Source organism: Cellulosimicrobium composti (assembly GCF_010287905.1).
GTDB lineage: Bacteria > Actinomycetota > Actinomycetes > Actinomycetales > Cellulomonadaceae > Cellulosimicrobium > Cellulosimicrobium composti.
In genome coordinates this window covers 1-20,207 of record NZ_JAAFAN010000017.1, presented here as the reverse complement: position 1 = coordinate 20,207, position 20,207 = coordinate 1, and the positions used below count along the sequence as shown (strand labels likewise).

Sequence of the window (20,207 nt, the reverse complement as noted above, 5' to 3'; positions counted from 1 at the left end):
GGCCGCGGTGCGGTTGTCGGTGACGACCCTGGTGGTCGCACCCCTGGCGCCACCCGTGCCGACGCCTGCCGCGCACCCTCGGGGGGTGGAACGGTCAGGACCGACGCCGGACGCGGCCCCGCTCCGCACCGGCAGGACCGGAAAGGGGGCGAGGACGTGACGCGCGAAGTCGACCGGCTCCGTCCTCGGCCGAGGTGTGAACCTCGGGCCGGGCACGGCGAACGCGCCGGTCGCAGCGGCCAGTCTACCCGACCGCAGCGGCGACCACAGCCGCCCTCCCCCGCCCGTCGGCCGACGACGCGCGGACCGTCCGTCCACAGCCGTCGCCCTCGCGCACCCGCCCGACGGCCGGGCTGCGGCAGCCTGGGCCGGTGCCTCCTCACCACCCGGCCCCCGTCCGTCCCGCGCGCGCGGCCGTCGCCGCCGCAGCCGTCGCGCTCGCCCTGCTCGGTCCCGCGGCCGTCGCCGCGCCGGGTCCCGTCGCCGGCGCCGAGCCCCACGCCGGAATCGGGGCCTGGGTGCCTCCGCTCGACCGGTCGCTCGACGACCTCGGCGTGATCGCACCGTTCGACCCGCCGGAGCACGACTGGCTGCCCGGGCACCGCGGCGTCGACCTCGACGCGGCGGCCGGTGAGCCGGTGCGGTCGCCGGCGCCGGGCGTCGTGACGTTCGCCGGTCCGGTCGCCGGGCGCGACGTGCTCGTGGTGACGCACGACGACGGGCTGCGCACGTCGCTCGAGCCCGTCACGGCGACCGTGCCGCGCGGGACGCACGTCGCGTCCGGCGGCGTCGTCGGCACGGTGCAGGTCGCCGACGGCACCGTCGCGAGCCACTGCGCGGGCGCGTGCGTGCACTGGGGCGTGCGGCGCGGCGAGCGCTACGTGGACCCGCTCGCGCTGCTCGGCGACCGCCCGCCGATCGTCCTGCTGCCGCTCGCCTGAGGCGCCCGGACCAGATCCGGCGTGTGACCGCCCGTCGCCCGTCTCCCCGACCCTCAGCCACCCGTGGCGCGCGCTGCTCAAGATCACGCACGTGCCCGAGCAGGCTGTCGCCGGGACGACCTCCGTCGTGACCGAGCGGCACGGAGCCGGCGCGGCGGCGTCAGGCGCGGGGGAACGCCTGCTCGAACGAGGCACGGAGCCGTTCCGCGGTGACGTGGGTGTAGCGCTGGGTCGTCGCGAGCGAGGAGTGACCGAGGATCTCCTGCACGCTGCGCAGGTCGGAGCCGCCCGCGAGGAGGTGCGTCGCGGCGCTGTGCCGCAGGTCGTGCGGCGCGACGTCGTCGACGCCGGCCTCGGCGGCGAGGCGGTGCACGGCCTCGCGCACCTGCCGCTGACCCCACCGGCCGCCGCGGTCGCCGACGAGCAGCGCGGGCCCCGACCGCTCGGTCGCGAGCGCCGGCCGCCCGACGTCCAACCACCGCGTGACCGCTCGTGCGGCGGGCACGCCGAACGGCACGACGCGCTCCTTGTCGCCCTTGCCCAGCACGCGCACGACGCGCTGCGCGAGGTCCACGTCGTCCACGTCGACGCCGGCGAGCTCGCCCACGCGGATCCCGGCTCCGTACAGGAGCTCGGCGGCGGCCCACGTGCGCAGTCGCGCGGGCTCGCCGCCCGTCGCCGCGTCCCGGGCCGCGTCGAGCATCGCGCCCGCCGCGTCGACCGCGAGGACGGTCGGCAGCGTCCGCGGCACGCGCGGGCTCGCGAGCCGGACGGCGGGGTCGGTACGCACGCGCCCGGTGCGGCGCGCCCAGTCGAAGAACGCGCGCGCCGCGGCCCCGCGGCGGGCGAGCGTCGCGCGCGCGAGCCCGCGCTCCGACTGCTCCGTGAGCCACGCGCGCAGGGCCGCGAGGTCGACGTCGTCCGGCGCCGTCGCGCCGTGACCCGCGGCGTGCCGCAGCAGCGCCTCGACGTCGCCCGTGTACGCACGGACGGTGTGCGCGGACGTCCCCTGCGCGACCTCGAGGTGCTCGGCGAAGTCCGCGAGCGCCGTGCCCATCGCGTCCGGGAGGGGCTCGGCGGCTTCGGCGGTCGGGGACCCGGCGTCGCGGCCGGCGGTGCTGCGTGCCACCCGCCCAGTGTGGCGCGGGCTGCCGTCACCGGGGCGGAGGCGCTCCGGCGACGGCCGCTCACGGTGTTCGCGCGCGCCGCCACCCGCCGGGCGTCCGCTCGGCTAGCCCGCGGATCTCGAGCCGCCCGAGCGCGCCGACCGCGTCCGCGACCGCGAGCCCGGCCGACCGCGCGACGGCCTCGGTCGGCACGCCCGACCGGACCGGGAGCGCGTCCCACGCGCGGGTCTCGACGTCGTCCAGCCCGTCGTACGCGGCCCGCCGAGGTGCGCCGCGGGCGTCCCCCGGTGCGGACGGCGCGGCGTCCCGCGACAGGACGCCCGCGAGCTCGGCGACCTCGTCGGCGTCGGTCACGCACACGGCGGCACCGTCGCGCAGGAGCCGGTGGCACCCCGCGGACGCCATCGACGTGACGGGTCCCGGGACGGCGCCCACGGGGCGGGAGAGCTCGGCGGCGCGCACCGCCGTGCTCAGCGACCCGGAGCGCCACGCCGCCTCGACGACGACCGTCGCTCCCGCGACCGCCGCGATCAGGCGGTTGCGCAGCAGGAACCGCACGCGGCTCGGCACGGAGCCCGGCGGCACCTCGGAGACGACCGCACCGCCCGACGCGACGACCTCCCGGAGCAGCTCGGTGTTCCCGGCCGGGTAGAACCGGTCCACGCCACCGGCGAGGAACGCGACGGTCGGGCCGCCGGACACGACGGCGGCGCGGTGCGCGGCGGCGTCGATCCCGTACGCACCGCCCGAGACGACCGTGAACCCCCGTGCGGCGAGCCCCGCCGCGATCTCGCCGGTCACGTGCCGCCCGTAGTCCGTGCACGCACGGGCGCCCACGACCGCGACCGACCGCTCCGCCAGGGCAGCGAGGTCGCGGTTGCCCCGGACCCACAGCGCCAGCGGGCGCACGGGGCCGAGGTCGTCGAGCCCCACGGGCCAGCCCGCGTCCCCCGGGACGAGGAGCTCCCCGCCGAGCCGCTCGAGGACCCGCAGCTCGCGCCGTGGGTCGAGCCCGTCGAGCCGCGGCGCCCAGCGCGCGACCGCGCGCAGCAGCCGGGCGACGGCCCGGCTGCGCACGTCGCGGTCGGCACCCGCGGGCGCGCGGTCCGCCGGCAGCGCGCCGACCACCCCGTCGACCGCGAGCGGGTCCGGTGCCGCGCCCTCGCCGTCGGCGACGGCCCCCGCACCGCCCGCCTCCGCGAGCCCGACGAGCGCACGCCGAGCCTGCGCCGGGTCCCGTACGGCCTCGTACAGCCACGCGAGCGCGGGCCCGGGGCCGAGCTGGTCGACGAGCGCGACGGCGACCTCGTCACCCGGCTCCGCCAGGCGCGACCACGCGGCCCGCGCGAGCCGTGGGTCGTCGACGTCGAACACCGGGGGCCCCGCGACCGCGGGCGTCACGCGCCGCTCAGCCACGGTAGCCCCGGGTGCGGAGCGCGAGCCCGGCCCCCACGTCGGCCCGGGTCGGGGCGGTGCGCCCGGCGAGGTCGGCGACGGTCCAGGCGAGACGGAGCACCCGGTCCGCACCGCGCAGGCTCAGCGTGCCCCGGTCGAGCGCCGCGTCCACGTCGGTGAGAAGAGCGGGGTCCGCGCCCAGCCGCTCGCGCAGCCAGGTGCCGGGCACCTCGGCGTTGGTCCGCCACGGCGTGCCCCGAAGACGCTCGGCCGCCGCCTCGCGCGCAGCGGCCACGCGCCGCGCGACGACCGCGCTGGACTCCGGACGGTCGGAGACCGCGCGCTCGACGCGCGAGACCGGTCGGACCTCGACCTGGACGTCCACGCGGTCGAGGAGCGGTCCGGACAGCCGCCCGAAGTACCGGCGCTGCGCCACGGGCGAGCACGTGCACTCGAGCCCCTTGCCGACGCCCTTGCCGCACGGGCACGGGTTCGCTGCGAGGACGAGCTGGAAGCGCGCGGGGTAGCGCGCGGTCCCGGCTGCCCGGTGGATCACGAGCTCGCCGTGCTCGAGCGGCTGGCGCAGCGTCTGCAGAACGCGCGCGCCGAACTCGGGCGCCTCGTCGAGGAAGAGCACGCCGCGGTGCGCCCGCGACGCGGCACCCGGGCGGGGCAGTCCGCTGCCCCCGCCGACGATCGCCGCGGGCGTCGCGGTGTGGTGCGGGTCCTCGTAGGGCGGGCGGCGGACGAGTCCCGTACCGGGGTCGAACACGCCCGCGACGGAGTGCACGGACGTCACCTCCACCGCCTCGCTCTCGGTGAGGTCCGGGAGGATCCCCGGCAGGCGTGACGCGAGCATCGTCTTGCCCGCCCCGGGCGCGCCCACCAGCAGGAGGTGGTGCCCGCCCGCGGCCGCGACCTCGAGCGCGTGGCGCGCCTCGTCCTGCCCCACGACGTCCGCGAGGTCGCCCGGGAGCGGTCGCACGCCGGACGGCCGCGGCACGGTGACGGGCGCCGTCGGTGCGTCGGCGGCGTCGATCGTCGCCCCGTGCAGCCGTGCGACGTCCGCGAGCGTCGCCGCGCCGGCCACGCTCGCGCCCGGCACGAGGCGGGCCTCCGCGACGTCGGCCTCCGGCACGACGACGTGCCGGAACCCGGCCGCGACGGCCGCGGCCACCGCGGGCAGGACGCCGCGCACGGGCTGGAGGCGGCCGTCGAGACCCAGCTCGCCCAGGTGCACGACGTCCTCCACCGCGCCGGCCGGGACGACCTGCGCCCCCGCGAGCAGCGCGACGGCGATCGCGACGTCGAAGCCCGTCCCGGACTTCGGCAGCGCCGCGGGCGAGAGGTTGATCGTGATCTTGCGCTGCGGCCAGGGGATGCCGGACGAGGTGACCGCCGCGCGCACGCGGTCGCGCGACTCGCTGAGCGCGGTGTCGGGGAGCCCGACGAGCACGAACCCGGGCACCGACGCCGCGAGGTGCGCCTGCACCTCGACGACGTGACCCGAGAGCCCGACCAGAGCGACGGCGCGCGTGGTGCCGAGCCCCATCAGGCGCTCACCCCCACGAGGTGCTCGACGTGCGCCGCCCCCGCGCGGGCCACGAGCACCGCGACGACGTCGATGCGGACCGAGCGGGCGCGCACGTCGTGCGTCGCGAGCCACTCACCCGTGAGCCGACGCAGGCGCCCGAGCTTCGCGGGCGTCACGGCCTGGGCCGGGTGCCCGAACCCCGTGCCGCGCCGGGTCTTGACCTCGACGGCGACGAGGACGTCGCCGTCGAGCGCGACGACGTCGAGCTCGCCGCGCGTGCCGCGCCAGTTGCGGTCGAGCAGCGTCCAGCCCGCCTCGACCAGGTGGGCCGCGGCCACCCTCTCCCCGTACCGCCCGACGGCGTCGTTCGCTCCCATGGGCTCACCTCCGCGGCCCACCGTGGCGGCAGGGAGCGGCGGCGCGCCACCGGCTCGGTCAGGCCCGGGGAAGGAACCCACGCGCGGGGGGTCCTGTGGACGGCCAGGAGGCCGATCAGAGCTGGAGCTCGGCCTTGGCGAGCTCCTCGACGTTCACGTCCTTGAACGTCACGACGCGCACCGACTTCACGAAGCGTGCCGAGCGGTACACGTCCCACACCCACGCGTCGGCGAGCCGCAGCTCGAAGTACACCTCACCCGCGGCGGAACGCACCTGGAGGTCCACCTGGTTCGCCAGGTAGAAGCGGCGTTCGGTCTCCACCACGTACGAGAACAGGCCCACCACGTCGCGGTACTCGCGGTACAGCGCGAGCTCCATCTCGGTCTCGTAGTTCTCGAGGTCTTCGGCACTCACGCGTCCATCATGGACCATGGGGCCCCGCCCGCCCGCCACGAAGGGGCGTCAGCTCGTGGGCAGGCCGAGGTCCGGGTCGAGCTCGAGGACGTCGACGGGCTCGCCGTACGCCGCGACGTCGAGCGCCGGGTCGCCGCGCTCGGGCAGCCGCCAGGAGCGCCGGTGCTGCGGCGTCGGCCCCAGCCCGCGCAGCGCCTCGACGTGCGCCGCGGCCCCGTAGCCCTTGTTCTGGTCCCACCCGTAGGCGGGGTACTGGCGCGCCAGGCTCGTCATGAGGCCGTCGCGCTCGGTCTTGGCCAGGACGCTCGCGGCCGCGACCGACGCGCACTGCAGGTCCGCCTTGACGAGGGTGCGCACGCGCGGGTCGGCGACCTTCTCGCCGTCGTGGGGGTCGAGGTCGAACGCCTCGAACAGGTCGACCGCCGACGGCCGGCTGAGCCAGTCGTGCTTGCCGTCGAGGAGGACGGCGTCGACGTCGCCGACCGTGCGGCGCACCTGCGCGAGCGCGCGGCGGCCGGCGAGGCGCAGCGCCCCGACGATCCCGTGCGCGTCGATTTCCGCGGGCCCGGCGTGCCCGACGGCCCAGGCGAGGCACCACGAGCGCGCGAGCGGGACGAGGGCCTCGCGCGCGCTCGCGGTGAGCAGCTTGGAGTCGGTGAGCCCCGGCGGGCAGGGCTTCGTCCCGAGGTCCACGACGACGACACCGACCGACACGGGACCGGCCAGCGCGCCGCGCCCGACCTCGTCCATGCCCGCCACGAGGCGGGCGCCGTCGCGGAGCATCGCGCGCTCCTGGCGGAGGTCGGGACGGCGTCGGGCGGGCGCACGCCGTGCCGGCGCCGCGCCGCGCCGGGCGGTGCGGGTCCGTCCGTCGACCGCGTCGAGGGTCACGGCTCCACCTCGGGCACGTCCGCGAACACGTCGCCGGGGTTGCGCAGGAGACCGAGGTGCGACAGCGGCCACACCTTGACGAACGCCGTGCCGACCACGTTGCCCATCGGCACGAACCCGCCGCCCGGCTTGCCCGTGTTGTACCGGGAGTCCGCGGAGTTCTGCCGGTTGTCCCCCATGACGAACAGCATGTCCTCGGGGACGGTGCGGTCGAACTCGTCCTGGCTCGGGACGGAGCCGGGCTTGATGTAGGTCTCGTCGATCGGCTCGCCGTTCACGCTCACGCGGCCCTCGGCGTCGCAGCACACCACGTGGTCCCCGGGGACGCCGACGACGCGCTTGATGAGGTGCTCCCCCGTGTCCTGCGGCAGCAGGCCGACGAACGTCAGCGCCGCGCGGACGGCCTCCGACACCGGGCTCTCGTCCTGCGGCGCGGGCGGCGGGAGCCAGCCGCCCGGGTCCTTGAACACGACGACGTCGCCGCGGTGCACGTCGAACGCCCCGGGCACGAGCCGCGACACCATGACCCGGTCGCCCTCGACGAGCGTGTCCTCCATGGACGCGCTCGGGATGAAGAACGCCTGCACGAGGAAGGTCTTGATGAGGAGCGACAGGACGAGCGCGCTCACGACGATGATGGCCGTCTCGCGCAGGAGCGACCCCTTGCGCGCGGGGCGCTGCTCGCGCGCGGGCTCGTCGGCCTCCGCGCGGTGGTCGGCGAGGTCCTCGTGCGGGGACTCCGCGTCGTCGCGGCCGCCGAGCGCCGCGCGCTCGGTGCCGGCGTCGGGCTGCGGGCCGCGGGGCGGGGCGCTGTCGGTCACGCGTTCACAATGCCACCTCGGGCCGCGATCCGGGAAACGCGACCGGCCGGCAGACGGCGTGCACGACGACGGCGGCCGCCCCCGGAGGGACGGCCGCCGTCGTACGAGCGGAGCGGCGTGGCTGCCGATCAGCGAGCGGGCGCGGTCTCGCGCTTCTCCTTGATCTTCGCCTTCTTGCCGCGCAGCGAGCGCAGGTAGTACAGCTTGGCGCGACGCACGTCACCGCGCGTCACGACCGCGATCGACTCGATGGTCGGCGAGTGCACGGGGAACGTGCGCTCGACGCCGACGCCGAAGCTGATCTTGCGGACGGTGAACGTCTCGCGGATCCCGCTGCCCTGGCGGGCGATGACGACGCCCTGGAACGCCTGGACGCGGGAGCGGTTGCCCTCGACGACCTTGACGTTGACCTTGAGCGTGTCACCGGGACGGAACTCCGGGACGTCGCTGCGCAGCGATGCTGCGTCGACGCTGTCCAGCGTGTGCATGATGCTTCTCCTCGCCCGCCACAGGTCGGACGCGTGCTCGTGGCCCGGGAGCGCCGGGCCGGTGTCGTCTCGTCGGGGTGCGCCGTGCTGTGCGACCACGCAGCCCGGCCGCCTCGCGGGAGCCGGGGTCCGTGGTCGTGCCAGTCCGCCCGAGATCCGGGCGCGGTCTCCCCTGTGGCAGAGGTCCGGGGCGGCACACACCGATCGACCATTCTGCCACACGCGCGGCGGTGCACCCCAGCCGGGGTCGCGCCGCGGCGTCCGGACCGCCGGGGACGCCCGCGCAGTCAGTCGACGTCGGGAGTGTCGGCGACGAGGCGACCGTCGACGACGGCCCACCCCTCCTCCGCGAGGACGGCCAGGTCGTGCCGGTCGAGCGCGTCGACGTCGAGGGCGCGCACCATGTCCGGTCGGCGCGCCGCGGTCCGGCGCAGGGCCTGGTCGCGGCGCCAGCGGTGGATGCGCGCGTGGTGCCCGGAGAGCAGCACGTCGGGCACCTCGAGGTCGCCCCACGCCGGCGGCTTCGTGTAGACGGGGTACTCGAGCAGGCCGGCCGCCCCGTGGGACTCCTCGACGAGCGACTCGGGGTTGCCGACCACGCCCGGCAGGAGCCGCCCGACGGCCTCGACCATGACGAGCGCCGCGACCTCTCCCCCGTTGAGCACGTAGTCGCCGATGGAGAGCTCGCTCACGCGCATCCCCGTAGCGCGGTAGTGCTCCGCGACGCGCGCGTCGATCCCCTCGTACCGGCCGCACGCGACGACGAGGTGCGCCTCGCGCGCGAGGGCCTCGGCGGTGCGCTGCGTGAAGGTCTCGCCCGACGGCGTCGGCACGACGAGGTGCACGCCGCTCGGGTCGCCCGCGGCGCCCCCGGCGCCCGCGACCCCCGACACGTCGTCGATCGCGCGGCCCCACACGTCCGGGCGCATGACCATCCCGGCGCCCCCGCCGAACGGCGTGTCGTCCACGGTGCGGTGGCGGTCGGTCGTCCAGTCGCGCAGGTCGTGCACGCGCAGGTCGAGGATGCCCGCGGCGCGCGCCTTGCCCACGAGGGACAGGTCGAGCGCGGCGAGGTAGTCCGGGAAGATCGTGACGACGTCGATCCGCACGTCAGCCCTCGCCCTTGGCGTCGGCGTCGGCCGGCCCGCCCTCGCGCGGGGCGGGCTCGTCGGCCTCGGCGCCGGGCGCCGCGACCTCGAGGCGGTCCGCGTCGGACGCGAGCAGCCCGCCGGGCGGGTCGAGCACGACGCGGCCGCCCGCCACGTCGACCACGGGCACGATCTGGCGGACGAACGGCACGAGCGTGCGCTCGCCGCCGGTCTCGCGGAGCACGAGCACGTCGTGCGCGGGCAGGTGCTCGAGGCCGTCGATGCGGCCGAGCACCCGACCCTCGGCGTCCTCGGCCCGGAGCCCCACGAGCTCGTGGGGGTACCACGCGTCCTCCTCGTCGGAGGCGTCCGCCTCGACGACGAGCTCGACGCCGCGCAGGGCCTCGGCGGCGGTGCGGTCGCGCACGCCCTCGAACCCGACGAGCCAGCGGCCCTGGTGGATCCGCACGGTCGCGACGGTCAGCGGCCCGGACTGCGCCGGTCGGGTCTCGAGCCGCGAGCCGACGGCGAGCCGCTCCTCGGGCTCGTCGGTGCGCAGGTCGAGCGCGACCTCGCCGCGCAGGCCGTGCGCCTTGCCGACGCGAGCGACGGTCAGCTCCATCGTCGTGACTCCTCGGGTGGTGGTGGTCGGGTCCCGGCCGACGTCGGTCGGCGGGGATGCAGCAAGGCCCGGCCCGCCGGTCGGCGGGCCGGGCCTTGCCCGTCGCCCCGTGCAGGGGCGTCGTTCGTCGCGGGCCTCAGCGGCGGTCGACGTCCACGACGTCGACGCGGACCGGCCCGTCGGTCGCGAGCGCGCCGATCACCGTGCGCAGCGCACGGGCGGTGCGCCCGCCGCGACCGATCACGCGGCCGAGGTCGTCCGGGTGCACCCGGACCTCGAGCAGGTCACCGCGACGCAGCGTCTTCGCGCTCACCCGGACGTCGTCCGGGTTGTCCACGATGCCGCGCACGAGGTGCTCGAGCGCCTCCGCGATCATCAGGCCTGCTCGTCGGCCGCGTCGCCGGACTCCTCGGCGGGAGCCTCGGTCTTCTTCTCGGCGGCCTTGGCCTTCACCTTCTCGGCGTCGGCGGCGGCAGCCTCGATCGCGGCGGCCGGGTCGGCCTTCTCGCCCTTGACCTTGAGCGTGCCCTCGGCGCCGGGCAGGCCCTTGAACTTCTGCCAGTCGCCCGTGATCTTGAGGAGCGCGAGCACCTGCTCGGTCGGCTGCGCGCCGACGCCGAGCCAGTACTGGGCGCGGTCCGAGGTGATCTCGATGAACGAGGGCTCCTCGGTCGGGTGGTACTTGCCGATCTCCTCGATCACACGACCGTCGCGCTTGGTGCGCGAGTCGGCGACGACGACACGGTAGTACGGCGCCCGGATCTTGCCGAGACGCTTCAGACGAATCTTGACGGCCACAGTGGTGGTCTCTCCTGGTTCTGGTTCGGGCGAACCCGGACCCGTCCCGTGGGGACAGGACGAGGAAGGGGTTCAGGACACGGCACACGCCGGAGAGAGGGGCCGGGGCACGCCGAGTACCGGGACATTGTGCCAGACCCGGCAGGCATCGACCAACCTGCGCGATGCCCTCAGGCCGTGACGGGCGCGACGATCTCGCCGCGCAGCACGACGGCCGTCGGGGCGCGCAGCACCCCGACGTCCTCGCGCGGGTCCTGCGGGTAGACGACGAAGTCCGCGGACGCACCCTCGACGAGCGACGTGTACCCCAGGTACTCGCGGCCCTGCCAGCTCGCCGCGGCGACCACCGCGGCGTCGGGGATGCCTGCGGCGACGAGCTCGGCGCACTCGTCGGCGAGCCGGCCGTGCCCGATCGTCCCGCCGGCGTCCGTGCCGACGAGGATCTGGATGCCGGCCTCGTACAGGGCGCGGGCCTGCTCGTAGCGGCGCGCGTGCAGGCGGCGCATGCGCGCCGCGAAGACCGGGTACTTCTCGTCGGCCTGGCGCGCGATCGCCTCGAACTGCCCGATCTGCAGGAGCGTCGGCGTGACCGCGATGCCACGCTCGGAGATCTCGTACATGAGGTCCGGGTCGATCCCCGTGCCGTGCTCGATCCCGTCGACGCCCGCGGCGAGCAGGGACGGGATCACCTCCTCGGAGAACGCGTGGACGGTGACGCGCGCGGCCTCGGCGTGCGCCGCGGCGACGGCCTCCGCGAGGACGTCGTCGGGCCACAGCGGCCGCAGGTCGCCCTCGGCGCCGAGGTCGCGGTCGATCCAGTCGCCGACGATCTTCACCCAGCCGTCGCCCTGGCGCGCCTCGCGCCGCACGGCCTCGGGGAGCTGCGCGACGTCGTCGAGCTCGAGACCGTAGTGCCGCAGGTAGCGCTTCGGGCGCGCGACGTGGCGCCCGGCCCGCACGAGCCGCGGCAGGTCGCGCCGTCCGTGCACCCACCGCGTGTCGAGCGGCGAGCCGGCGTCGCGCACGAGGAGCACGCCGCTGTCGCGGTCCGTCGTCGCCTGGGCCTGCGCGGTCGCGGCGTCGACCGCGCCCTGCGCCCCGAGCCCGACGTGGCAGTGCACGTCGACGAGCCCCGGCAGGACCCAGCCCTCGAGCTCGACCATGTTCGTGCCCTGCGCGGACGGGCGCGTGAGGCTGATCCGACCCTCCTTGACCCACAGGTCGCCCACCTCGCGGTCGTCTCCGACGATGACGTGGCCGCGGACGTGCAGCGAGGGGCCTTCCAGCGCGGACATGCGGCTCCTGGGTGAGGACGGTCAGGGACGGCCCGGTCGGGGGCGGTGTGCGGCGCCCGGGCGGGGCCACGGACATAACCTAGCGCCCGGTCGGCGCGAGGTCGCACGCGGACCGGGTCCCGGGCCCGTCCGGAGGACGGCGCGCGTCAGCGGCCGAGCAGCTTCTCGAACCCGGGCGGGAGCTGCAGGTCGTCGGGCGTCGAGGGCGCGCCACCGGTCGTCGGCGGGACGCCGAACGCGGAGCCCTGGGGCGCCGTCGGGGCCTCGCCGGCCGCACGGGCCGCCGCGGCCCGCTCCTGCGCGGCGCGCTTCGCCGGGTTGCCGGACTTGCCCTTGACCTTGCGCTGCGGCGCCTGGCGACCGCGCGCCTTCTTGCCGCCCATGCCCGGGAGGTTGCCCATGCCCGGCATCCCTGGCATGCCTCCGCCGCGGCTCATCTGGCGCATCATCTTCTGCGCGCCCGCGAACCGCTCCAGGAGCTGGTTGACGTCGCTCGTCGTGACGCCGGAGCCGCGCGCGATGCGCGCACGGCGCGACCCGTTGATGATCTTCGGGTTCTCCCGCTCGGCGGGCGTCATCGAGCGGATGATCGCCTCGATGCGATCGACCTCGCGCTCGTCGAAGTTCTCGATGGCCTCGCGCATCTGGCCCATGCCCGGGAGCATCCCGAGCATCTTCTTCATCGAGCCCATGTTCTTCATCTGCTGCATCTGCACCAGGAAGTCCGCGAGCGTGAAGTCCTGCCCGGTGGCGACCTTCTCCGCCATCTTCGCGGCCTGCTCGGCGTCGAACGCCTTCTCGGCCTGCTCGATGAGCGTGAGGACGTCGCCCATGTCGAGGATGCGCGACGCCATGCGGTCCGGGTGGAACGCCTCGAAGTCCGTGAGCTTCTCGCCCGTCGAGGCGAAGAGGATCGGGCGACCGGTCACCCCGCGCACGGACAGCGCCGCACCGCCGCGCGCGTCGCCGTCGAGCTTGGTGAGCACGACGCCCGTGAAGTCGACGCCCTCCTCGAAGGCCTTCGCGGTCGCGACGGCGTCCTGGCCGATCATCGCGTCGATGACGAACAGGACCTCGTCCGGCTGGACGGCGTCGCGGATGTCGGAGGCCTGCTGCATGAGCACCGCGTCGAGGCCGAGGCGGCCCGCGGTGTCGACGATGACGACGTCGTGCTGACGCTGGCGCGCCGTCTCGACGCCCTCGCGCGCGACGGCGACCGGGTCGCCGATGACGTCGTCGACCTCGACGCCGCTCTGGTTGCCCGGGTGCGGCGCGAACACCGGGACCCCGGCGCGCTCGGCGACGACCGTGAGCTGCGTGACGGCGTTCGGGCGCTGGAGGTCGGCCGCGACGAGGAGCGGCGTGTGGCCCTGCTCGCGCAGGTGCAGCGCGAGCTTGCCGGCGAGCGTCGTCTTCCCGGCGCCCTGGAGGCCGGCGAGCATGATGACGGTCGGCGGGTTCTTGGAGAACCGCAGGCCGCGGCTCTCGCCGCCGAGGATGCCGACGAGCTCCTCGTTGACGATCTTGACGACCTGCTGCGCCGGGTTGAGCGCGCCCGAGACCTCGGCCGAGAGGGCGCGCTCGCGCACCGTCGCGGCGAACTCGCGCACGACGGGCACCGCGACGTCCGCGTCGAGCAGCGCGCGCCGGATCTCGCGGATCGTCGCGTCGATGTCCGCCTCGGACAGCCGGCCCTTCGAACGCAGGTTCTTGAAGGTCGAAGTCAGTCGGTCCGACAGCGTGTTGAACACCGCGTCATCCTCACCAGTCGTCGGAAGTCTCGTCCGCGGCGGCTCCCGGTGCCGCGTGCGCCGTCGGGCGCAGGGCGGGGCCGTCCGCGGAGGTCCAGCCTACCCGGGCGCGGCCGGGTTCCCCGGCACGGCGTCCAGCACGCGCAGCGTCCGGCCCACGAGGTCGTCGACGAGCCGGGCCCGCCACGCGGTCCACGCGCTCGGGCCGAGCGACGACGCGTCCGCCTCCGTGAGCGCGCGCAGCACCTCGAGGAGGTCGGCGCGCCCGTCGACGGCCTCGACGAGCTCCGCGACGGTCGCGGGGTCGTCGGGGTCCTCGCTCACGGCGAGCCGCGAGAGGGTGAGGTGGTGGCGCACGAGGCGCTCGACGTCGGCCACGACGTCGGGCTCGAAGCCCATCCGACCCAGGATCGCGGGCACGAGGCGCGCGCCCTCGACCGAGTGGTCGGTCGCGCCCGCGCGCTTGCCGATGTCGTGCAGGACCGCGGACAGCAGGAGCAGGTCGCCTCGCTCGACCTCCTTGCGGTCGCGCGCGGCGCGCGCCACGACCTCGACGAGGTGCCGGTCGACGGTGTGCCGGTGCACGGCCGCGCGCTGCGGCCGGTTCCGCACACCCGCCCACTCCGGGATCCACGTCGTCACGACGCCCGCGAGGTCGAGCGCCTCCCAGACCGCGACCTGGGCCTGCCCCGAGCCGAGCAGCGACAGGAACGACGCGCGCGCCGCGCGGGGCCAGGGCTCGGGCAGCGGCGGGCACTGGGCCAGGCTCGCGACCGAGACCGGGGAGAGCGTGAGGCCCGTGCGCGCCGCGGTGGCCGCCGCGCGCAGCGAGAGCAGGGGGTCCGACTCCGGGTGGGCGTCCACGGCGAGGACGAGCTCGCCGTCGTGCTCGACGAGCCCGTCACCGACCGACCGCAGGCGCGGCGCCGCACGGCGCCCGCGGATCAGGACGGGGCGGCGCGTGGTCGACGGGCGCTGGAGCGCCTGGCGGGCACGCCGCACCGTGGTGTCGAGCGCGTAGGAGATCTCCCGGCCCGCCGCCGCGAGGCTCGCGAGCAGCTCGTCCGGGTCGTCGTACCCCGAGAGCGCGGCGACCTCGTCGAGGTCGGCGAGCAGGAGCCGGCTCGTGTGCCGGCCCGTGACGACCTGCAGCGTGTCGCGCACGTCGAGCAGGTGCGCGGCGGCGCGGTCGACCGACCCGTGCGGCCGGTCGGTGAGCCACGTCGCCGCGAGCGCCGACAGGACCACGGCGTCCCGGATGCCGCCCCGGGACTCCTTGAGGTCGGGCTCGACGAGGTAGGCGAGCTCGCCCGACCGCTCGGCGCGCTCGCGCGTCGAGGAGAGCAGGTCGGGCAGGCGCCGGCGCGAGGCCGAGCGCCAGTCGGTCAGCACGGCCGACGACGCGCGGTGCACGACGAGCGCGTCGCCCGCCACCGCCCGCACGTCGAGCCAGCCGACCGCCGCGGGCACGTCCTTGGACGCCACCTGGCGGCACTGCGACAGCGAGCGGACCGCGTGGTCGAGGTCGACGCCCGCGTCCCACAGCGGGTACCAGAGGCGCTCGGCGACGCGCGCGATCTCGTCGGCGGCGTGGCTGCGGCCGTCGTGCACGAGGACGAGGTCGAGGTCGCTCACGGGACCCATGTCGCCGCGGCCGAGGCTCCCGACGGCGGCGAGCGCGATCCCGTCGGGCGCGACGTCCCGGGTCGCGTCGTCCCACAGGCCTTGCAGGGATCTCGTGACGAGGTCGACGACGGCGGCCCGCCGGGCGACGCCGCTGCGTCCGGGGCCGCTCATGGACCGCGCGGTCTCGAGCATGCGCGCGCGGAGGTCCCGCACCCCCTCGGGGTGCGGGACCTGCGCGCCGTGCTCGCCCGGCCCTGCCGGGTCCTCCGCCGATCCCCCCGCGACCCCGCCCGTGATCGGGGTGTCGGCGTGGTCGGTCATCCGGTGGTCCGCCGCCTCACAGGGCGCCGGGGCCGTGCTCGCCCGTGCGCACACGGGCGACGTCGTCCACCGGGACCGTCCAGACCTTGCCGTCACCGATCTTGCCGGTCTGCGCCGCCTTGACGATGACGTCGGTGACCACGGTCGAGTCCGCGTCGTCGACGAGGACCTCGATGCGGACCTTGGGGACCAGGTCGACCGTGTACTCGGCGCCGCGGTACACCTCGGTGTGGCCCTTCTGGCGGCCGTACCCGCTGGCCTCGCTGACCGTCATGCCCCGCACGCCCGCGGCCTCGAGCGCCGACTTCACGTCGTCGAGACGGTGCGGCTGGATGATTCCCGTGACGAGCTTCATGCCCGCACCTCCTTGATGACGCTGCCCTGCTGGATGGTCTCGTACGCCGTCTCGCCGTGGACCGCGAGGTCGATGCCGCCGACCTCGGCGTCCTCGCTGACCCGCCAGCCGAGCGTGGCCTTGACGGCGAGGGCGATCACCGCGGTGACGACGAGCGAGAACGCGACGGCGATGAGCGCGATGATGACCTGGACGACGAGCTGGTTCACGCCGCCACCGTAGAAGAGGCCGGTCTCGGTCGCGAGGAAGCCGATGCCGACGGTGCCCCACAGGCCGGCGACGAGGTGGACGCCGACGACGTCGAGCGAGTCGTCGTAGCCCCACTTGTACTTCAGGCCGACGGCGAGCGCGGACAGGACGCCCGCGACGACGCCGAGGATGATCGAGCCGAGCGGGCTCAGGCTGCCCGCGGCCGGCGTGATGGCGACGAGGCCCGCGACGACGCCGGAGGCGGCGCCCAGGGACGTCGCGTGGCCGTCGCGGATCTTCTCGGTCGCGAGCCAGCCGATGATCGCCGCGGCGGTCGCCGTGGTCGTGTTGACCCAGGCGAGACCGGCGTCGCCCGTCGCCCCGTACGCGGAGCCGGCGTTGAAGCCGAACCAGCCGAACCACAGGAGCGCGGCGCCCAGCATGACGAAGGGGAGGTTGTGCGGGCGCATCGGCTCGGACCCGAAGCCCTTGCGCTTGCCGACCACGAGCGCGAGGACGAGCGCTGCCGCACCGGCGTTGATGTGCACGACCGTGCCACCGGCGAAGTCGATCGGCTCCGCGATGGACGCGAACGGCCCGTCGCCGGAGAGGAGGCCGCCGCCCCAGACCATGTGCGCCATCGGGAAGTAGCTCAGCGTGACCCACAGGCCCGTGAACACGAGCCAGGTGCCGAACTTCACGCGGTCGGCGATCGCGCCGGAGATGAGTGCCACCGTGATGATCGCGAACGTCACCTGGAAGCCGACGTCGACGATGACCGGCAGACCCTCGGACATCGCGTAGACGTAGCCGTCGGGCGTCGACTCGAAGATGCCCTTGAGCCCGAACTGCTCGACCGGGTTGCCGAACAGGCCGCCCACGCTCGAGCCGTACGACATCGACCAGCCCCAGAGCACGTAGACGACGCCGATCACGGCCATCGCGCCGAACGACATCATCATCATGTTCAGGACGGACTTGCTGCGGACCATGCCGCCGTAGAAGAACGCCAGCCCCGGAGTCATGAGGAGCACGAGCGATGCCGAGACCAGCATCCACGCAGTGTTCCCCGCGTCCAGCGCACTGCCGTCCCCGAGGACTTCAGCCACGACCATCGGATCCATCTCCCTTCGCCGGCCGGGCGGCCGGTCGGGGACTACGGTGGTGCGGCCGGGTTTCCCCCGCGGTGTCGCCGTGTTACGCGGGTGTGACAAGGACTCCTCGGACGTAAACGTTCCGTTTCACCCGGCCGGCCGGGCGGCGCGACGTCCGGATCGCGACACTCCCGTGATCGCGACGTGACACGACCGTGACCTGTCGCGAGCACGTCGCGACAGGCCACGGTGCGCGGCCAGGTCCCGCTCAGTCCCCGAGGAGCCCGTCGACGAACTGCTCGGGGTCGAACGGCGCGAGGTCGTCGGGGCCCTCCCCCAGGCCGACGAGCTTCACGGGCACGCCGAGCTCGCGCTGGACGGCGACGACGATGCCGCCGCGCGCCGTGCCGTCGAGCTTCGTCAGCACGATGCCCGTGACGCCGGCGACCTCCCCGAACACGCGCGCCTGGTTGAGACCGTTCTGGCCGGTCGTCGCGTCGAGCACGAGGAGCACCTCCGCGAGGGGCGCCTCCTTGGTGATGACGCGCCGGATCTTGCCCAGCTCGTCCATGAGGCCCTGCTTGTTCTGGAGGCGGCCCGCGGTGTCGACGAGCACGACGTCGGCGCCCTCGGTGCGCCCGCGGCGGACCGCGTCGAACGCGACGGCCGCCGGGTCGGCGCCGTCACGGTCGGACCGGACGGTCGGCACGCCGACGCGCGAGCCCCACGTCTCGAGCTGGTCCGCGGCCGCGGCGCGGAACGTGTCCGCGGCGCCGAGGACGACGCTGCGGTCCTCGGCGACGAGGACGCGCGCGAGCTTGCCGACGGTGGTCGTCTTGCCCGTCCCGTTGACGCCGACGACGAGCACGACGGCGGGCACGGTCGAGCCGTCCTCGCCGGTGCGGGGCGTGGTCGCGAGCGAGCGGTCGAGCGTCGGGTCGACGAGCGCGACGAGCTCGGTGCGCAGGAGGTCGCGCACGCTCGCGGCGTCACGGACGCCGAGGACGCGGACCTTGGTGCGCAGCGCGTCGATGAGCTCGCCCGCGGGACCCGCGCCGACGTCGGCGAGCAGCAGGGTCTCCTCGAGCTCGTCCCAGTCGTCCTCGGACAGGTGGTCGCGCGAGAGCACGGACAGCAGCCGGGCGCCGAGCGGCGACCCGGAGCGCGCGAGGCGCTCGCGCAGGCGCACGAGCCGGCCCCCGACGGGCTCGGGGCGCTCGATCGCCGGGGCTGCCTCCGCCGCCTCGGGCTCCTCGACCTCGGGCGGGGCCTCGACGGCCTCGGGTGCGACGGCGCCGTCGTCCACCGCGACGGGGGGCGCGCTCGGCGCCGGCGGCGGCTCGACGACGTCGCGGCGCCCGCGCCGACGGACCGAGACGGTGCCGAGCGTGACGAGGCCGACGAAGAGCAGGACGGCGAGGACGATCCAGAGCGGGAGGAGGTCGTTCACCCGGGAAGTCTCTCAGACCGGCGCGGCGCGCGACGGGTCGGGCGGGCGCCCGGCGCGGCCAGGCGGCCGCCCGACGTCACGCCTCGGGGGTGCGCTCCCCCGGGTGCAGCGGGCGCACGCGCTCGCGCGCGCGGTGCAGCACGTCGGTGAGCTCCTCGGCGTCGACGTACGCGTTCGAGGTCACCTCGGTCGCGGTGAAGAAGTCGTCCATGCTGGTGTCGACCGGCCGCGGCATGCGGACCGTGCCGACGTGGTGCGCCTCGAGCGCGCCGCGCCGTCGGCGCAGGCGCACGCCCGAGCGGAAGTCGCGCCACCACGCGCGCAGGCCCTGCTCGTCGGGCCGGTCCCCCGGCACACCCGACGACTGGGCGTCGGAGCGCGCGACGACGCTCGCGAACAGGAACACGACGGCGGCGACGCCGAGCGTGAGCCCCAGCCACACGAACATCCAGACCATGACGACCAGTATCCGGGTCGTCGCGCGGAGGGCCAGACGAGCCACGCCGGGCCGCGCCGATCAGCACCACATCTTCACAAGGCGCGGAATTCCAACGATTCGGGGGCTTTCGCCCGAGTCGTGGCGCGGGCTTCCGCGACGCCGCAGGTCACACCGCGACCTCGTCGCGCGCGTCGTTCATGCGCTGGCTGATCACGGTCGTCACGCCGTCGCCGCGCATCGTCACGCCGTACAGCGCGTCGGCGATCTCCATGGTGCGCTTCTGGTGCGTGATGACGATGAGCTGCGAGTCCTCCTGGAGCTCGCGGAAGATCTCCAGGAGCCGGCCGAGGTTGACGTCGTCGAGCGCCGCCTCGACCTCGTCCATGACGTAGAACGGCGACGGGCGGGCCTTGAAGATCGCGACGAGGAGCGCGACCGCGGTGAGCGAGCGCTCGCCGCCCGAGAGCAGCGACAGCCGCTTGACCTTCTTGCCCGCCGGGCGGGCCTCGACCTCGATGCCCGTGGTGAGCATGTCGTCCGGGTCGGTGAGCACGAGCCGCCCCTCGCCCCCGGGGAACATGCGGGCGAACACGCGCTCGAACTGCTCGGCCGTGTCGCGGTACGCGTCGGCGAACACACGCTCGACGCGCTCGTCGATCTCCTTGACGATCTCCAGCAGGTCGGCGCGCGACTTCTTGAGGTCGGCGAGCTGGTCCGCGAGGAACTTGTGCCGCTCCTCGAGCGCCGCGAACTCCTCGAGCGCGAGCGGGTTCACGCGCCCGAGGCGGCCGAGGTCGCGCTCGGCGGCGCGCAGGCGCTTCTCCTGCGCGGCGCGGTCGTACGGCACCGAGCGGGGCTCGTCGTCGTCGGAGGGGACGGGGACGTCGCGGTGCGGGCCGAACTCCTCGACCAGCACGGCGGGGTCGAGACCGAGCTCGTCGACGCTGCGCGCCTGGAGCTGCTCGATGCGCAGCTGCTGCTGAGCGCGCGCCACCTCGTCGCGGTGCGCGACGTCGGTGAGCTCGCGCAGGCGTGCGGACAGGTCGTCGACCTCGCGGCGGGCCGCGGTGACGGCCTCGTCCCGCTCGGCCCGCGCCGCCTCGGCGGCGTCGCGCTCGGCACCGGCGCGCGCGAGCGACCGCGCGACCGCGACGCGGGCGCGCGCCGCGCCGTCGCGCACCGCCGACGCC

General features: G+C 75.5%; 21 protein-coding genes. 1 reads left to right on the top strand and 20 read right to left on the bottom strand.

Going from position 1 to position 20,207, the window contains the following annotated elements; all coding sequences use genetic code 11:
* Positions 1-371: 371 nt before the first annotated feature.
* Positions 372-941: a murein hydrolase activator EnvC family protein gene (locus GYH36_RS07000; protein WP_312028536.1), complete on the top strand. Its 570-nt coding sequence runs from the start codon at positions 372-374 to the stop codon at positions 939-941.
* 160 nt (positions 942-1,101) lie between these two features.
* Here GYH36_RS07000 and GYH36_RS06995 read toward each other — a convergent pair whose 3' ends face one another.
* The 20 genes from GYH36_RS06995 to GYH36_RS06900 form a co-directional block, all read right to left on the bottom strand.
* Complete coding sequence (locus tag GYH36_RS06995; RefSeq protein WP_034604271.1) at positions 1,102-1,998, bottom strand: tyrosine recombinase XerC; 897 nt, start codon at positions 1,996-1,998, stop codon at positions 1,102-1,104.
* A 130-nt stretch (positions 1,999-2,128) separates the two neighbouring features.
* Positions 2,129-3,484: a DNA-processing protein DprA gene (gene dprA / locus GYH36_RS06990; RefSeq protein ID WP_312028535.1), complete on the bottom strand. Its 1,356-nt coding sequence runs from the start codon at positions 3,482-3,484 to the stop codon at positions 2,129-2,131.
* Positions 3,477-5,015 carry a YifB family Mg chelatase-like AAA ATPase gene (locus tag GYH36_RS06985; RefSeq protein WP_024840527.1) on the bottom strand — a complete coding sequence of 513 codons (1,539 nt, stop codon included), beginning with the start codon at positions 5,013-5,015 and terminating at the stop codon, positions 3,477-3,479. The genes dprA and GYH36_RS06985 overlap by 8 nt, the downstream gene beginning before the upstream one ends.
* A complete protein-coding gene (locus tag GYH36_RS06980) occupies positions 5,015-5,374 on the bottom strand; it encodes a YraN family protein (RefSeq protein ID WP_024840526.1) in 360 nt (119 codons plus the stop codon). The genes GYH36_RS06985 and GYH36_RS06980 overlap by 1 nt, the downstream gene beginning before the upstream one ends.
* A gap of 115 nt (positions 5,375-5,489) precedes the next feature.
* Complete coding sequence (locus tag GYH36_RS06975) at positions 5,490-5,789, bottom strand: DUF2469 domain-containing protein (RefSeq protein WP_024840525.1); 300 nt, start codon at positions 5,787-5,789, stop codon at positions 5,490-5,492.
* Positions 5,790-5,837: 48 nt separating this feature from the next.
* A complete protein-coding gene (rnhB, locus tag GYH36_RS06970; protein WP_081772324.1) occupies positions 5,838-6,572 on the bottom strand; it encodes a ribonuclease HII in 735 nt (244 codons plus the stop codon).
* Between the two features lie 104 nt (positions 6,573-6,676).
* A complete protein-coding gene (lepB, locus tag GYH36_RS06965) occupies positions 6,677-7,501 on the bottom strand; it encodes a signal peptidase I (RefSeq protein ID WP_024840523.1) in 825 nt (274 codons plus the stop codon).
* 128 nt (positions 7,502-7,629) lie between these two features.
* Positions 7,630-7,989: a 50S ribosomal protein L19 gene (gene rplS, locus GYH36_RS06960; RefSeq protein ID WP_162289483.1), complete on the bottom strand. Its 360-nt coding sequence runs from the start codon at positions 7,987-7,989 to the stop codon at positions 7,630-7,632.
* 287 nt (positions 7,990-8,276) lie between these two features.
* A complete protein-coding gene (gene trmD, locus GYH36_RS06955) occupies positions 8,277-9,098 on the bottom strand; it encodes a tRNA (guanosine(37)-N1)-methyltransferase TrmD (protein WP_162289482.1) in 822 nt (273 codons plus the stop codon).
* Position 9,099: 1 nt separating this feature from the next.
* Entirely contained in the window at positions 9,100-9,699 is a 600-nt protein-coding gene (rimM, locus tag GYH36_RS06950) for a ribosome maturation factor RimM (RefSeq protein ID WP_162289481.1), read from the bottom strand.
* Positions 9,700-9,835: 136 nt separating this feature from the next.
* Complete coding sequence (locus GYH36_RS06945; protein WP_162289480.1) at positions 9,836-10,075, bottom strand: RNA-binding protein; 240 nt, start codon at positions 10,073-10,075, stop codon at positions 9,836-9,838.
* A complete protein-coding gene (gene rpsP, locus GYH36_RS06940) occupies positions 10,075-10,497 on the bottom strand; it encodes a 30S ribosomal protein S16 (protein WP_024840518.1) in 423 nt (140 codons plus the stop codon). Before rpsP ends, GYH36_RS06945 begins: the two co-directional genes overlap by 1 nt.
* A gap of 170 nt (positions 10,498-10,667) precedes the next feature.
* Complete coding sequence (locus GYH36_RS06935; RefSeq protein ID WP_162289479.1) at positions 10,668-11,792, bottom strand: amidohydrolase family protein; 1,125 nt, start codon at positions 11,790-11,792, stop codon at positions 10,668-10,670.
* A gap of 146 nt (positions 11,793-11,938) precedes the next feature.
* A complete protein-coding gene (gene ffh, locus GYH36_RS06930) occupies positions 11,939-13,543 on the bottom strand; it encodes a signal recognition particle protein (protein WP_162289478.1) in 1,605 nt (534 codons plus the stop codon).
* 99 nt (positions 13,544-13,642) lie between these two features.
* Complete coding sequence (locus GYH36_RS06925; protein ID WP_162289477.1) at positions 13,643-15,490, bottom strand: [protein-PII] uridylyltransferase; 1,848 nt, start codon at positions 15,488-15,490, stop codon at positions 13,643-13,645.
* 16 nt (positions 15,491-15,506) lie between these two features.
* Positions 15,507-15,845 (bottom strand): P-II family nitrogen regulator, encoded by a 339-nt coding sequence (locus tag GYH36_RS06920; RefSeq protein ID WP_024840514.1) that lies wholly within the window; start codon positions 15,843-15,845, stop codon positions 15,507-15,509.
* A complete protein-coding gene (locus GYH36_RS06915; protein WP_281351484.1) occupies positions 15,842-17,089 on the bottom strand; it encodes an ammonium transporter in 1,248 nt (415 codons plus the stop codon). The genes GYH36_RS06920 and GYH36_RS06915 overlap by 4 nt, the downstream gene beginning before the upstream one ends.
* Before the next feature lie 307 nt (positions 17,090-17,396).
* Positions 17,397-18,578: a signal recognition particle-docking protein FtsY gene (gene ftsY / locus GYH36_RS06910; RefSeq protein ID WP_162289475.1), complete on the bottom strand. Its 1,182-nt coding sequence runs from the start codon at positions 18,576-18,578 to the stop codon at positions 17,397-17,399.
* Positions 18,579-18,654: 76 nt separating this feature from the next.
* Complete coding sequence (locus GYH36_RS06905; protein ID WP_024840511.1) at positions 18,655-19,035, bottom strand: hypothetical protein; 381 nt, start codon at positions 19,033-19,035, stop codon at positions 18,655-18,657.
* A 148-nt stretch (positions 19,036-19,183) separates the two neighbouring features.
* A partial coding sequence (locus tag GYH36_RS06900) for an AAA family ATPase (RefSeq protein ID WP_162289474.1) occupies positions 19,184-20,207 on the bottom strand: 1,024 nt, incomplete at its 5' end.

Excerpts from the sequence above, each read along its gene's own strand:
- rplS (WP_162289483.1), bottom strand. The coding sequence starts at position 7,989 with ATGCACACGCTGGACAGCGTCGACGCAGCATCGCTGCGCAGCGACGTC.
- GYH36_RS06915 (WP_281351484.1), bottom strand. The coding sequence starts at position 17,089 with ATGCTGGTCTCGGCATCGCTCGTGCTCCTCATGACTCCGGGGCTGGCG.
- GYH36_RS06985 (WP_024840527.1), bottom strand. The coding sequence starts at position 5,015 with ATGGGGCTCGGCACCACGCGCGCCGTCGCTCTGGTCGGGCTCTCGGGT.
- GYH36_RS06920 (WP_024840514.1), bottom strand. The coding sequence starts at position 15,845 with ATGAAGCTCGTCACGGGAATCATCCAGCCGCACCGTCTCGACGACGTG.
- GYH36_RS06980 (WP_024840526.1), bottom strand. The coding sequence starts at position 5,374 with ATGGGAGCGAACGACGCCGTCGGGCGGTACGGGGAGAGGGTGGCCGCG.
- GYH36_RS06905 (WP_024840511.1), bottom strand. The coding sequence starts at position 19,035 with ATGGTCTGGATGTTCGTGTGGCTGGGGCTCACGCTCGGCGTCGCCGCC.
- GYH36_RS06935 (WP_162289479.1), bottom strand. The coding sequence starts at position 11,792 with ATGTCCGCGCTGGAAGGCCCCTCGCTGCACGTCCGCGGCCACGTCATC.
- GYH36_RS06945 (WP_162289480.1), bottom strand. The coding sequence starts at position 10,075 with ATGATCGCGGAGGCGCTCGAGCACCTCGTGCGCGGCATCGTGGACAAC.
- GYH36_RS06995 (WP_034604271.1), bottom strand. The coding sequence starts at position 1,998 with ATGGGCACGGCGCTCGCGGACTTCGCCGAGCACCTCGAGGTCGCGCAG.
- rnhB (WP_081772324.1), bottom strand. The coding sequence starts at position 6,572 with ATGCTCCGCGACGGCGCCCGCCTCGTGGCGGGCATGGACGAGGTCGGG.
- GYH36_RS06925 (WP_162289477.1), bottom strand. The coding sequence starts at position 15,490 with ATGACCGACCACGCCGACACCCCGATCACGGGCGGGGTCGCGGGGGGA.
- rimM (WP_162289481.1), bottom strand. The coding sequence starts at position 9,699 with ATGGAGCTGACCGTCGCTCGCGTCGGCAAGGCGCACGGCCTGCGCGGC.